This window comes from Nostoc sp. CALU 546 (assembly GCF_048836525.1).
Window position 1 is genome coordinate 103,458 of sequence record NZ_JAWJTF010000008.1, and the last position, 13,859, is coordinate 117,316.

14 protein-coding genes are annotated in these 13,859 nt (G+C 41.2%); 5 read left to right on the forward strand and 9 right to left on the reverse strand.

Annotated features, from left to right (window positions below; translation table 11 throughout):
* Positions 1-3: 3 nt before the first annotated feature.
* The 3 genes from tadA to RRG12_RS06415 all read right to left on the reverse strand — a co-directional run bounded on the left by tadA (position 4) and on the right by RRG12_RS06415 (position 1,664).
* On the reverse strand, positions 4-489 hold the full coding sequence (gene tadA, locus RRG12_RS06405; RefSeq protein WP_420758715.1) for a tRNA adenosine(34) deaminase TadA: 486 nt from the start codon (positions 487-489) through the stop codon (positions 4-6).
* A gap of 239 nt (positions 490-728) precedes the next feature.
* Positions 729-1,043, reverse strand: coding sequence for a glutaredoxin 3 (grxC, locus tag RRG12_RS06410; protein WP_420758716.1), 315 nt, complete (start codon positions 1,041-1,043; stop codon positions 729-731).
* 48 nt (positions 1,044-1,091) lie between these two features.
* Positions 1,092-1,664 carry a DUF981 family protein gene (locus RRG12_RS06415; protein WP_420758717.1) on the reverse strand — a complete coding sequence of 191 codons (573 nt, stop codon included), beginning with the start codon at positions 1,662-1,664 and terminating at the stop codon, positions 1,092-1,094.
* Between the two features lie 353 nt (positions 1,665-2,017).
* Between RRG12_RS06415 and glpX the strand changes: the two genes are divergently transcribed.
* Positions 2,018-3,055, forward strand: a complete 1,038-nt coding sequence (glpX, locus tag RRG12_RS06420; RefSeq protein ID WP_069070142.1) for a class II fructose-bisphosphatase — start codon at positions 2,018-2,020, stop codon at positions 3,053-3,055.
* Positions 3,056-3,287: 232 nt separating this feature from the next.
* Complete coding sequence (locus tag RRG12_RS06425) at positions 3,288-4,574, forward strand: glutamyl-tRNA reductase (RefSeq protein WP_069070143.1); 1,287 nt, start codon at positions 3,288-3,290, stop codon at positions 4,572-4,574.
* Between the two features lie 328 nt (positions 4,575-4,902).
* Here the strand turns inward: RRG12_RS06425 and RRG12_RS06430 are convergent, their stop codons facing one another.
* From RRG12_RS06430 to RRG12_RS06455, 6 genes are all read right to left on the reverse strand, one after another.
* Entirely contained in the window at positions 4,903-6,888 is a 1,986-nt protein-coding gene (locus RRG12_RS06430) for an ATP-binding protein (RefSeq protein ID WP_420758718.1), read from the reverse strand.
* A 102-nt stretch (positions 6,889-6,990) separates the two neighbouring features.
* Positions 6,991-7,860 carry a substrate-binding domain-containing protein gene (locus tag RRG12_RS06435; RefSeq protein ID WP_420758719.1) on the reverse strand — a complete coding sequence of 290 codons (870 nt, stop codon included), beginning with the start codon at positions 7,858-7,860 and terminating at the stop codon, positions 6,991-6,993.
* 209 nt (positions 7,861-8,069) lie between these two features.
* The gene (locus RRG12_RS06440; protein ID WP_420758720.1) at positions 8,070-8,645 is read right to left on the reverse strand and encodes a Uma2 family endonuclease; all 576 of its coding nucleotides are present in this window, start codon (positions 8,643-8,645) and stop codon (positions 8,070-8,072) included.
* A gap of 66 nt (positions 8,646-8,711) precedes the next feature.
* The gene (locus RRG12_RS06445; protein ID WP_420758721.1) at positions 8,712-9,275 is read right to left on the reverse strand and encodes a YfbM family protein; all 564 of its coding nucleotides are present in this window, start codon (positions 9,273-9,275) and stop codon (positions 8,712-8,714) included.
* 132 nt (positions 9,276-9,407) lie between these two features.
* Positions 9,408-10,190 (reverse strand): ABC transporter ATP-binding protein, encoded by a 783-nt coding sequence (locus RRG12_RS06450; protein ID WP_069073151.1) that lies wholly within the window; start codon positions 10,188-10,190, stop codon positions 9,408-9,410.
* Entirely contained in the window at positions 10,180-11,313 is a 1,134-nt protein-coding gene (locus RRG12_RS06455) for a branched-chain amino acid ABC transporter permease (RefSeq protein ID WP_069073152.1), read from the reverse strand. Before RRG12_RS06455 ends, RRG12_RS06450 begins: the two co-directional genes overlap by 11 nt.
* 175 nt (positions 11,314-11,488) lie before the next feature.
* Here RRG12_RS06455 and RRG12_RS06460 point away from each other — a divergent pair, with 175 nt between their 5' ends.
* From RRG12_RS06460 to RRG12_RS06470, 3 genes are all read left to right on the forward strand, one after another.
* Positions 11,489-11,686, forward strand: a complete 198-nt coding sequence (locus tag RRG12_RS06460) for a hypothetical protein (RefSeq protein WP_069073153.1) — start codon at positions 11,489-11,491, stop codon at positions 11,684-11,686.
* A gap of 51 nt (positions 11,687-11,737) precedes the next feature.
* Positions 11,738-11,995 carry a cytotoxic translational repressor of toxin-antitoxin stability system gene (locus tag RRG12_RS06465; RefSeq protein ID WP_069073154.1) on the forward strand — a complete coding sequence of 86 codons (258 nt, stop codon included), beginning with the start codon at positions 11,738-11,740 and terminating at the stop codon, positions 11,993-11,995.
* A gap of 113 nt (positions 11,996-12,108) precedes the next feature.
* The gene (locus RRG12_RS06470; RefSeq protein WP_069073155.1) at positions 12,109-13,695 is read left to right on the forward strand and encodes a glucose-6-phosphate isomerase; all 1,587 of its coding nucleotides are present in this window, start codon (positions 12,109-12,111) and stop codon (positions 13,693-13,695) included.
* The last annotated feature ends 164 nt before the right edge of the window (positions 13,696-13,859 follow it).

Here is a 13,859-nt window from a genome sequence, read left to right on the forward strand (position 1 = left end):
CCGTTAGTTTACCCTACGCCGCTTAGTGGCAAACCAAGTCTGTAATTGCTGACGACAAGCTGACTCTAGAATGCCTCCGATTACTTGGAGACGGTGATTAGAAGCAGTACTGTCGGGTATGTTAATAACTGTACGAATTGCGCCAGTTTTTGTATCGTCTACTCCATATACAAGTAATCCTAGACGCGCTTGGACGATCGCACCCGCGCACATCGGGCAAGGTTCAAGAGTTACATAGAGTGTGCATTCATTAAGATGCCAATTTTGTAAAGTTGTTGCAGCTCTCTTGAGAGCGAGAATTTCCGCATGGGCAGTAGGGTCTTTGTCGCGTTCTTTTCTGTTTTCTCCTTGTGCCAGCAATTTGCCTGTTGGATCAATGATAACAGCACCTACAGGGACTTCACCTGCATCACCTGCTGTTTTTGCTAATTTTAGGGCATAACTCATCCATTGTTGATGTATAAGATATTCTGTGTATTTAGTTAGCATATTCTTATCAAGAAAGGCAGAGGGCAGAAGGAATACTGCTTCTTGCTATCTGCCACAACTTCTCATAGAGCAAGGGTTTAAAACAAAAACGCCAAATTTTAAGGGCTAATTGTACAAAATTGTGGGTTTTTGAGACGCGATAAATCGCCGTCTCTACAAGTGTTTTGGTCTTATCTGAACTGTATTGGGTCTGAATCCCCAACTGAGGTAAAACCTCTTGCCCTCTGCCTCCTTTAATACTAAATAGCGGCTTGGGCTAAAAGGGGATCGAGTTGACTTTGTGTGTCTAGCTGATATAGGTCATCACAGCCGCCAATGTGCTGGTTATTGATAAAAATTTGTGGTACTGTACGGCGGCCGTTAGCGCGTTCTGCCATTTTAGCTCTGGCTGCTTCGTCGCCGTCGATTTTATATTCAGTAAAGTTTACACCTTTCCACCACAGCAATATTTTGGCACGAATACAGTAAGGACAAGTTGCCCATGTGTAAAGTTCGACGTTGGCTTTAACTCGCTCTGGATGGCGATTTAAGAGGGGATTAAGAAAGTCCAGCATATTTTTATTAAGCAAGGTTTTAACCATGTCTCTAGCCTAGAACATTGCTTACCGCATCGGCGCTGGAACCCACTTTTGGAAACCCTCTAAATGATTCCAATAAGCTAAATATCCAGTCAATGCCCAAATTAGAGCGGCTACTATCAGCACTGCTACACCAATTAGCCGCCAAGTTCGGTTGGTTTTCCAATAGAGAGTTGGCGCTGCAAAAACACCACCTAACCCGGTTAAAATAAAGCCGATTCCCGATAAAAGCGGTTGCTTTGTCATATTCAAGTTGATGATGCGGATACCGACTACGATCGCAACTACGCCAGCAAAAAAACCATAAACTGCTATTGTCAATAAATCCCAATTTTGAGCGAGTGCGATCGCAGCTGCTACAAACAAGATTCCAAAAAGAACACTTGTTTCACCGAAGGCAATGTTAAAACTACCGGTAACAGGCCAGGTAAAACTCATGTGTAAACCAGTTGTGAGTGCGATCGCGCCTGTAATCCCAAAACCGGGAATCCACTGCCTCTGATTAGAACTATTTATACCCCGATATACATAGTCAGCCAGTAGAAATAACCCAGCTACCATATTGATCAACATGAGTGTGATGTAGTCTATAAACACGATTAACCTCTTAATTTGACAAGATATTTACTTTGTGTATCGTTTTTCAGTTTTTAGTGAATCTACTAGCTTTCTTGTTTGTTATTTTATACCTAAAGATAGACCTGAATAAAAGCAACATTATGGATATACACTGCTAAATATTTGTACCAGTTCTTAACTTAGTAACTTTTAAACAGGTTTTATACTGGAGTTGTAGGAGTGAAAAATTAGGATGTCTTAACTGGCACTTTTCTAACGAGTTAGCAGTAAAACTTAACTTTCTTCCACGTGTATCCGCCCTTTGGTAGACTTGAAAACTGAAATAGGCAGATAAAACGACGCAAATTCAAGCAGCTGAGAGGGCAAACTCTGTGGAAAATACACTTGGTTTAGAGATTATTGAAGTAGTAGAGCAAGCCGCGATCGCATCTGCAAAGTGGATGGGCAAAGGCGAAAAAAACATCGCTGACCAGGTAGCTGTGGAAGCTATGCGGGAGCGGATGAATAAAATCCACATGCGCGGTCGCATTGTGATTGGGGAAGGCGAACGTGACGACGCGCCTATGCTATACATCGGGGAAGAAGTTGGTATCTGTACCCAACCAAATGCCGAAAGTGTCTGTAACCCTGATGAATTAATTGAAATTGATATCGCCGTTGACCCCTGTGAAGGTACCAACTTGGTAGCTTATGGACAACCTGGTTCGATGGCTGTCTTGGCAATTTCTGAAAAGGGTGGATTATTTGCTGCTCCTGACTTTTACATGAAGAAGTTAGCAGCACCCCCCGCAGCTAAGGGCAAGGTAGACATCAACAAGTCAGCAACAGAAAACCTCAAGATTCTCTCTGAGTGTCTAGATCGGAGTATTGAAGAACTTGTGGTCGTAGTCATGAAGCGCGAACGCCACAACGATTTAATTAAGGAAATCCGTGAGGCTGGAGCGAGAGTCGCCCTAATTTCAGACGGTGATGTGGGTGCAGCTATAAGCTGCGGTTTTGCTGGAACCAATATCCACGCTCTGATGGGTATCGGTGCGGCTCCTGAAGGCGTAATCTCAGCAGCAGCAATGCGTGCTTTGGGTGGACACTTCCAAGGTCAACTGATCTACGATCCAGCTGTAGTCAAAACAGGTCTGATTGGAGAAAGCAGAGAAGCCAACATCGATCGCTTAAAGTCTATGAATATCAATGACCCCGATAAGGTCTATGATGCTCATGAACTGGCATCTGGTGAAACTATTCTGTTCGCGGCTAGCGGCATTACCAGTGGTAATCTCATGCAAGGTGTACGTTTCTTCAAAGACGGGGCAAGAACTCAAAGCTTGGTAATTTCTAACCAGTCTAAAACTGCTCGATTTGTTGATACAATTCACTTGTTTGGTGAACCAAAAGTTCTCCAACTGAACTAATTTTTAGGGAATGGGGAATGGTAAAAGTAAGGGTAAAGCATTTGGAAAGAAATGTTTCTATAAAACGGAAAAATCATCACCGAAATGCTTTACCTTTACAGTAGTTAGTAGTTAGTAGTTAGTGATTAATGGTTGGTTAGAAAACTATCAACCAATAAACAAAAATTCCCCATTCCCTATTCTTACTTAATGCCAGATTGCCAACTACCAACTAGTAACTACAATTTAGCAAATGAATATAGCAGTGGTGGGGTTAAGCCATAAAACAGCCCCAGTAGAAGTCCGGGAAAAACTGAGCATTCCAGAACCACAAATTGAAAGTGCGATCGCTCAACTGGCCAGCTATCCCCATATTGACGAAGTTGCAATTCTTAGCACTTGTAACCGCCTGGAAATTTACATTGTCACCAGTGAAGCAGACCAAGGTATCCGGGAAGTAACGCAGTTTCTTGCAGAATACAGTAAATTACCCGTGCTTTCTCTGCGACAACATTTATTTATGTTGCTACATGATGATGCAGTAATGCACGTTATGCGGGTAGCTGGTGGTTTAGATAGTCTGGTACTTGGAGAAGGTCAAATTCTGGCTCAGGTGAAGACTACTCACAAACTGGGACAGCAATATAGTGGTATAAAAACCATTTTGAATCGATTATTTAAACAAGCGTTAACAGCTGGTAAGCGGGTTCGTACTGAAACTAGTATTGGTACTGGTGCTGTCTCTATCAGTTCGGCTGCTGTGGAGTTAGCACAAATTAAAGTAGCAAATTTAGCTGCTTGCAGAGTAGTAATTCTGGGTGCTGGTAAAATGTCGCGGCTGCTGGTGCAACACCTAATTTCTAAAGGTGCTGTGGAAATTAGTATTGTAAATCGCTCTCGCGATCGCGCCCTAGAATTAACAAAGCAATTCCCTCAGCAACCGATCAATATTCATCCGCTATCGGAAATGATGAGCGTAATTGCCGATAGTGATTTGGTGTTTACAAGTACTTCTGCTACAGAGCCAATACTTGACCGTGCCAAATTGGAAATGGTTTTAGAAGTTCAGCGCTCTTTAATGTTATTTGATATTTCTGTGCCGCGTAATGTTCATGCGGATGTGAATGAACTAGAAAATGTGCAAGCGTTTAATGTCGATGATTTGAAGGCAGTAGTAGCGCAAAACTACGAAAGCCGTCGCAAGATTGCACAAGAAGCCGAGCGACTTTTAGAGGAAGAAGTGGAAGCCTTTGATATTTGGTGGCGCAGTTTAGAAACTGTTACCACTATTAGCTGTCTGCGAAATAAAGTCGAAACCATCCGTGAACAAGAGTTAGAAAAAGCTTTGTCGAGATTGGGTTCGGAATTCGCGGAAAAACATCAAGAGGTGATTGAAGCATTAACACGGGGAATTGTCAATAAAATTTTACATGACCCGATGGTGCAATTGCGATCGCAGCAAGATGTTGAAGCTAGACGGCGCTGTATGCAAACTCTGCAAATGCTGTTCAACCTCGATGCAGAGGAACAATTTAGTTAAACTGAACAAAAAAATCCCCGATTTCTATGAGAAGTTGGGGATCTGAGCTTTTCAATTAGATATAGGAATCCGCTTTGATTTCTGAACGAATTTGCGTAGACAGGCAATAGGCAATAGACAATAGGAAAGAAGGCTTCTTAGTTGTACTGAGTTTTTTCAGAAATCAAATATGAGTCCTATATAGTTCTAATTAGATAGATATCTAATTAGAAGTTAATTGCTCAAGTCTACTGAAGTAGACTAAAAATTTTCGCGCTCTTTAGTCCTCTTCAGAGGACTTTAGCTATGAGACAGGGATTTACAATCCCTGGCTATTTTGCAAAATCACCTATCGAATCGGGATTGTAATTACAAACTCTGCACCCTGTCCCGGTAATGAAATGCACTGTAACGAGCCGCCATGTTTTTCAGTAATAATTTGGTAGCTAATAGATAATCCCATACCAGTACCTTTACCAACTGGTTTTGTAGTGAAAAAAGGGTCAAATAGATGTGATTGGATTGCTTCTGGAATCCCTGTGCCATTATCAGCAATCTGAATAACGACATTTTCATTCACCTGCGCTGAAGAAATACGAATTATTGGTTCTGGACAAAGCCCATTTTGAAAAGCCTCTTCTAAAGCATCAATAGCATTTGCCAAAATATTCATAAATACTTGATTTAATTGTCCTGCAAAGCACTGAATTTTAGGGATTTCAGCGTACTCTTTAATCACTGTGATTTGAGGGCGATGACTTTGGGATTTGATCCGGTGTTGTAAAATTAATAGAGTACTGTCAATCCCTTCATGGATATCAGCAGTTTTAAACTCGGCTTCATCCAAACGAGAAAATATTCGTAAACTGAGGACAATTTCCCGGATGCGACTGGCTCCAATCTTCATGGAAGTCAACATTTTAGGCAAATCTTCTGTTAAATATTCAATATCAGCTTCTTCTTTAGCTTTTTGAATTTCTGTTTCTGGGTAGGGATAATGTTTTTGATAAAGTTGAAGTAACCACAATAACTGTTGTGTGTAATCATCGGTATGCTTAAGATTACCGTAGATAAAATTAACTGGATTGTTGATTTCATGAGCAATGCCAGCAACCAACTGTCCCAAAGAAGACATTTTTTCATTCTGGATTAATTGAGACTGAGTATGCCTGAGTTCTTGTAAAGTATCCTTGAGAGCAATATTTTTTTGTCGTAGTGCTTGGGTTCGTTCTTCTATTTTTTCTTCTAGTGTTTGGCTGTAAAACTCTAATTTTTGTTTCGCCTCATATTGTTCTACTAATAGTCGCTTTACTTGTTGAATTAACTGGTTAAAAGCAATAGCTAAGATTCCCACCTCGTCTTGAGTCGTTACAGGAGCTTGCAGATCAAAATTAGATTCTTGGGTGACTCGTTGTGCTACTTGTGTAACAGCTTGCAGATGGCGAGTAATAGTCTGTGCAATTAAAAACCCAATAACTGCCACAATACTGCTTCCTGACAAAAACAACAATCCTAAATGCGTCCATAACTTCCATTGAGCAACTTCTAGAAGCGAGGTAGGATACAATACTGTGGTTGTTAAAGATTGACTTACTCCTCTAAATATGATGCTTTTAGCTAAATAGTTTTTGTGATCAATAGTGATTTGTCTAGGAGGTAAATTAGGATGAGGAAATTCCCAAGTTCCATCTTTGGCTATCAACAAGGTTGTTGCAACTACACGATTTTGTCTGTGGACAATCAGTTGTTTTGAGGAACCCTCAGCAATTTTTTGTATTAGGGTATCGTCTACTAAGTTACCAATGATGATTCCTCCCAAAAGTCCTGCTGATGATTTGATTCCATTTGTTACCACTTCGAGAACTTGTTGCTTGCTTTCTACATTTACCAAATCGACTAAATGCGCTCCTCTACTGGCAGTGCTGGTAACTACTTCGTCTAAGAGATTGGCTTGACTTAAGGAATTATTTCGTAAATCTACGAGGACATTACCCTGAGTATCAATTACCTTAATCCAATCCAATTTCAATATAGATTTGAGTGGTAGCAATACTTGCAAAAGCAAACTTTGATCTCGCTGTTCCACAGCCTGATTTAGCATATCTCGATTAGCAATAAGTTCGATTTGAGTTTCTAGGGTTTGCTGTTCATACTGAAAATCCTGATAAACTCGTTCAGCAAAACTTTCTATTTCTTGGTGAAAATTCTGCTGTAAACTATCGGTAAACCAATTTCCTAGCACTACTAAGCCCAGCATAAATACGCTCAGGCAAACTGCAAGCATCGGTAGAACAATTTTTTGGCTGAGTTTCAGCCCCCTGAAAAATCTCTGCATGGCACATTCAACAATAATTACTAATTCGTAATTCGTAATGGTCTGCGCCCCGCTGCGCTAACGTAATTCGTAATTACGAATTACGAATTACGAATTGTTCATTTATTTAGCCGGAACAAAGCCATTATTTTGTAGTACTTTTTCACCTTCTTTGCTCAATATAAAATCAATAAAACCCTGAGTAGGTGCGGAAGGTACTTTGTCATAGAGGATACCTATATGACGCACCATTTGATATTTACCATTGGCGAAGTTTTGCGATTTGGGAGCAACACCATTGAGACTGAGATGATTGACAGGTGATTTATTGATGAGAGAATAAGCCAAAGAAAAGGCGCCGATAGAATTAGGAGTACTTTGTAAGGTTTCGATTAATTCTCCCTCTTTGTTCAAAATCACGGCTTTAGTTGTGGTTTTCTCTGTTCCCAAATAATATTTCCGCAATAATTTTTTCGCTGATTCGTCTTCAGGTCTATCCAATACTACAATATTTGCGTCAGCACCGCCTAACTCTCGCCAATTTGTGATTTCACCTTTGTAAATTGCTTTTAATTGCTTGGTTGAGAGGTTATTAACACCTTTAACACTATTATTAGTGGCAACAAGTAACAAATCTTGTGCAATTTCACGATATTGAATTTTTCCGTTATCTTCTTCTGGTTTGAGTTTGTGACTGCTACCAGCGATATCAATAATATCGTTTTTTAAGGCTGCGATCGTACCTTCGGATTGACTATTGGAGATAAACTCAATTTTGACAGTTTTGTTTTGAGATTGATAAGCTTGCGCTAAAAGTTTTAAAACTGTGATTGTTGAACTAGAACCACCAATTTTGATAATTTTTTGTGATTGAGAATCAGCTTGGTTAGTAACTTGATTAGAAGTTGTTAAATCAGTCGGTTTGACTGAGTTACAACCGCACATACCAAAGAAGATAATGCTGATGATCGTTGACTGAACAATCTTTTTCATAAGTGAGTCTTTAAGTATCTAAAACACTATATATAGTGCAAGCTTTCATAACTTAATATTCCCAGATTTTTATAAAATGTAACGGTAAAATTAAATCCTTCATGATAAGCAAGAAAAAGATCCCCGACTTCTTTAAGAAGTCGGGAATATGTGGCTTTAATTTGAAAATATATTTTTAGCTCACAAATTATTTTCCCAAATCAGCTTCACTAAATTTGTGTTTCTTCCTCGGTAAAGATAGGAGGCCACAATTCAGTAACGGGCAATTCCCAACCGGGAAAAAGTTCTGGTATAGTTAAAATCTCGCCATTTTCTAAAACTGTCGGTTCGCCTGTAGAGCGATAAATTGTAACTGTCTCTTCATCAGGGTCAATCAGAATACCGACGATCGCTCCTAATTCTATAAATTTCAGAATTTTGGCTGCTATAAGTTTAATTTTATCGCTCTGAGATTTAATTTCTACCACCAAGTCAGGGACAAGTTCTCCAAAGTAACGAGGACTTTGGAGAAGTCGGGAAGCTCGAACAAAGGAAACATCGGGTGCTTTGAGGTTTGTATCTGGCATGATGAAACCGCCAGCAGAATCAAATACTCTTCCCCAGCGACGAGGATTTATCCAAGCAAAGAGAAAGGCGATGAGACGACTACTGATTTCGCTGGATAAAATATCTGACGGGCCTATGACTGAAATTTTCCCATTTTCGAGTTCCAGCTGGTAATCTAAACCTGCTTCGGTAAAAGCGGTTTGAACTTGCTCTAAATCTTTGATTGTCATCATTGACATAAAAAACTTTTTCTACTGAGATATACAACTTGATTTTAACAAAAGCCAAATTTCCGAAAAAATTAATCAATCAGATGACAGCAAAACAATATCACCTTCTTTAGCAGCATTCTGAAAAAATTCTACCAATTGTGGATATAGCTCAAACAACGGTTCTATCTCTTCTTCATCCCATCCTCCAGGGCTAGGATTTGGGTATATTTCTGCTGCATTAAACACGCTAGAATTAAATCGACTCTTCAATTCTTCAACAGAAATTTGACTTAAGGCATCTGCAACATCTCGAACCTCTTCAAGTGTGAGATACCGTACAAATCCGTAAGTCGCTTCAAACTGCGTCGGCGTACCTCCCATGACTACATTAGAAAGAGGTGGCAATGTTTGGGTATCACCTTCCAAACTTGACTCTCCAGTGAGAAGAAAATGTAGTGCGTGCCAATCTTCAAGCCTGAAGTAATGTTCATTGCGTCGCCGATCTTGTAGTTTGGCAATCATTACCTGTGGATTACTAAAATCAAAAACTAAATTATCTAAATCAAGCTTAAAGAAAGATGCTGCCGCTTCAGGAGCATTCTGAATTTCTGCAAATTTTTGTGGTGTAATGCGTTTATAGCTAGCTGTAATACCCATAATATTTACTCTAATCTAAGCACTATTAATAGTGTTAAATTTGACTTTGAACAAGTAACAGTATTCATGTACTTTTATTTGTCCAAAGTCCGATCGCTAAATACATTGCATAAACAGAAAGTCAATCACACTCTATTTTCCCAAATAAGCTTCTAGAACTTTGGGATTACTCTGAATCTCTGCTGGTGTCCCATCAGCTAAATTCTGTCCTTCGGCAAGTACCCAAACGCGATCGCACAAGGACATAACAACATCCATATTGTGTTCGATAATCAAAAAGGTCATCCCATCTTGGCGGTTCCAAGTGATAATGCGATCGCAAATATCATCAATCAGTTTCGGATTCACGCCAGCAGCCGGTTCATCCAACAAAATTAACTTGGGATTAGTCATCAGCGCCCGTCCCATTTCCAGCAGCTTACGTTGTCCACCAGACAAGCAACCAGCGTAATCGTGTGCTTTTTTTGCCAAGCCCACTGATTCTAATAAAAACATTGCCCGTTCTTGCAGTTGCTTTTCTTCCTTAGCAACAATGTGCGGTTGCAATTGTACTTGCCAAAAATTTTCACCAGTTTGTTTTTGCGCCGCCAGCAGCATATTTTCTAACACCGACAACCGCGAGAGAGTGCGTGCAACCTGAAAAGTACGGATTACTCCCTGCTGGGCGATTTGGTATGGTTGCAAGTTTTGAATCGGTTCACCATCAAAAATTACTCGTCCCTTATCTGGGCGAATGAAGTTTGAGAGTAAGTTAAACAAAGTGGTTTTACCAGCACCATTGGGGCCAATCAAGCCCGTAATACTGCCTTTAGCAACTTCGATTCTTGCCTCATTAACTGCTTTGACACCACCAAAGCTTTTAGAAAGTCCAGTGGCTACCAAAAGGGGAAGTGGCGATGACTGGTTATTTACCAAGGGTAAGTTCCTCCTTTTTCCCTAAGATACCTTGAGGACGCCAAATCATCAGTACCATCAAAATTAGTCCGATTACCATGATCCGAAATGCGCCCAAACGTGCTTCATCAAGGGTAACGATTCTGGGTAAGACTTCCCGCGTCAGCGCATCGTAAGCAAAGAAAATTACCGCCCCTAAGATTGTGCCAACGTTATTGCCAGAACCGCCTAAAATCACCATGATCCAAGTGTCAAAGGTGATCTGTGGTTGAAAATTATCAGGGTAAATGGCGGACAGTTGCCAAGCAAAGAAAGCACCAGCGATACCTGCGATCGCACCCCCTAACATTAATGATTGTAATTTATACCAAAAGACATTTTTTCCCAGTGCTTTGGGAATTTCTTCATCTTCACGGATAGCTTTGAGAATTCTACCCCAAGGCGATCGCACCAAAATTTCTAAGCGCCAGTATACAAATGCTAAAACCAACAGCAACACCAGCATTAAACCCGCTTTTGGGTTGTAATTATACAGTCCGATTACCCCAGAAACATAAATCGCTGCTGCCAAAGCTGCTAACACAATTCCCACAACCAAGCGGGATATAAATTCTTGTTTACTAGTTGTCCTTTTGCCTAAATCAGTAGTCCGAGATATTTGAGTAATACGAATCCATCGCCATAACGAAAAAAAAGTTACAGCAGCTAGCAGCGTTAACAACCCAATCATCACGAATCTTACAAACAAACTCGGCTCTGTAGATAAGGGTATGGGATAACTTTGCACACCAAACGCCCCAGAAATCCAGGTGTCACCCACAGGTAATTCCTGGTTATTTACTACTAAACGAATTAATTCGCCTGTACCAATGGTGACAATTCCTAGATAATCTTCCCGTAAGCGGAGAGTTGCAAAACCAATTATCAAACCCAACAAGGCGGCGACAATTGCCCCAGCCAGTGCCGATATTAGTAGGGGTACGCCCTTTAAGCTTAATAATACCGTTGTATATGCTCCCAGGGTCATGAAAGCAATATGACCAAAGTTAATTAACCCCGTAAAGCCCCACTGTAAATTGAGTCCCAGACCGAATAGAGCAAAAAGTGCTGTAGAAATTGCTAAGAAAATGAGATAGTCAACCACTCCAACCCTCCACCACGCGCTCCCGATCGTCCCCCTACTCCCTACTCCCCACTCCCTACTCCCTACTCCCCACTCCCACTCACTAAGCGAATAAATTTTAGCGTAGCTTGAGCGTAGCTAATTTTGTGGGAATACTATTTATTGTTGGTGTTTGCTGGTAGGGAATAGTTGACGTATGAATTTGCTGCGACTGAGAATGCATCACTTAATCGAGCAGTTAGCCGATGACGATTTGCAAGACATTTGGGATGTTCTCGAAGCTTTACATTGTGACTTTTATATGCTTAAAGCGATACAACAAGTTAAGCGATCGCAGCAACCGTGGGATATCTTAACCCATGAAGAAGCAGTAAGACTGTTGATGTTTTTCTGATTCAGCAGCACTCTTTTGGTGTCCCTCAAGTTTTGGTTAAGGTAACGCCTAGTGAGTCTGGAAATGCGCTATGCAAGGTCTTTTTTACTAGACCTGAAAAATTTAGAACCTGCCGCCTACGAGCGGGTACATGATTTTGTGTTTATTGAGTTAGCCCAAAAGTGGCAACTGACTGATTTAAAAGAACTGCGACAGCTTGATGGTGAAGGCATTTTTCACCGCTTCACCCTAGACAATTACCTGATTGGTATAGAAATTAGGGGTGAAATTGTGAAATTTCTGCGTGTCATCCCTATGCCAGATGTTTAAAGTGAAGAGTCAAGCGAACACTTAAAACTGTAAACTGTATAAGGCTAGGCAGGGATCGCTATAACCTTACATTAAACTGGTTTTTGAGAAAACACTTTATTTGAGATTTCCCTATGGATGCTAGGGCACTTTGGCAACGATACCAAAACTGGTTATATTTCCACGAGGGATTGGGACTGTACTTAGACATCAGTCGAATGCGGTTTGATGATGCCTTTGTGGATTCGTTGCGGCCGAAGTTTGACAAGGCGTTTGCGGATATGGCTCAACTGGAGAAGGGTGCGATCGCAAATCCCGATGAGAACCGCATGGTTGGACATTACTGGCTGCGAAATCCTGATTTAGCGCCAGCTCCAGAACTTACACAAGAAATAGTCCAAACCCTAGAACTAATCGAAGCCTTTGCGGAAAAAGTCCAAACAGGTGCTATTCATCCTCCCAGAGCAAGCCGCTTCACGGATATTATCTCCATTGGCATTGGTGGTTCCGCCCTCGGCCCCCAATTTGTCGCGGAAGCTCTCGCTCCTGATTTCCCGCCCCTGAAACTTCACTTTATCGATAACAACGATCCAGCAGGTATCGATCGCGTTATCAATCATCTGCGAAATACCCTCGCCAGCACTTTGGTATTGGTGATCTCCAAATCTGGGGGAACACCGGAACCTCGCAACGGCATGATTGAAGTTAAAAAAGCTTATGCCGGACACAATTTGGATTTTGCTCAATATGCGGTAGCAATTACCAGCGTTGATAGCAACCTCGATAAATTGGCTAAAGACGAAGGCTGGCTGGCCAGATTTCCCATGTATGACTGGGTAGGAGGACGCACCTCAGAAATGTCTGCTGTGGGGCTAGTACCAGCCGCATTGCAAGGGATTGATGTTCGCGCCATGCTAGATGGTGCAAAAGAAATGGATGACGCTACCCGCGTCCCAGATGTGAAAAATAACCCAGCAGCCTTGCTTGCTTTGTCTTGGTACTTTGCAGGTAACGGAAAGGGCGAAAAAGATATGGTTGTCCTACCTTACAAGGACAGCTTATTTTTATTCAGTCGCTATTTGCAACAGCTAGTGATGGAATCCTTGGGCAAGGAAAAAGACTTAGACGGCAAAGTTGTCCATCAAGGCATCGCCGTTTATGGCAATAAAGGCTCAACAGATCAACACGCTTACGTTCAGCAGTTGCGTGAGGGTGTAGCGAATTTCTTTGCTACCTTCATCGAAGTGTTGGAAGATCGTCAGGGCCCATCCACTGAAATAGATCCGGGAGTTACATCAGGCGATTATCTTTCCGGTTTTCTCCAAGGAACCCGACAAGCGCTTTATGAAAATCACCGCGATTCCATTACAGTCACCATTCCCCAAGTTAACCCCCGAACTGTAGGGGCATTAATTGCTTTGTATGAACGCGCTGTTGGTTTATACGCTAGCTTAGTTAATGTCAACGCTTACCATCAGCCAGGGGTAGAAGCTGGCAAAAAAGCAGCCGCTTCCATTCTCGATTTGCAAACACGAGTGGTAGCAGTCCTACAAAAAGAAAAAAATCCCATTTCTCTTGAGGAACTTGCCGAAAAAGCCGGCGCATCAGAGCAAGTTGAGGAAATTTACAAAATTTTGCGTCATATCCATGCCAATCAGCGAGGTGTGGTTTTGCAAGGTGATCTTCAGAAACCTGGCACTTTAACCGTTTCTGCTAGCTGATAGCTCTAGTCTAAATATCACATTTTGTCCATAATTGTTGTATCAGCAACAATTTTTTATTGTGAAGCATCCTAGATAGAAGTTTTCTCTTCCGTCTAGGATGCTTCACTGTATAATTCGTAGTTCGTAATTCGTAATTCGTAATTAATACCAATTCAATTAAT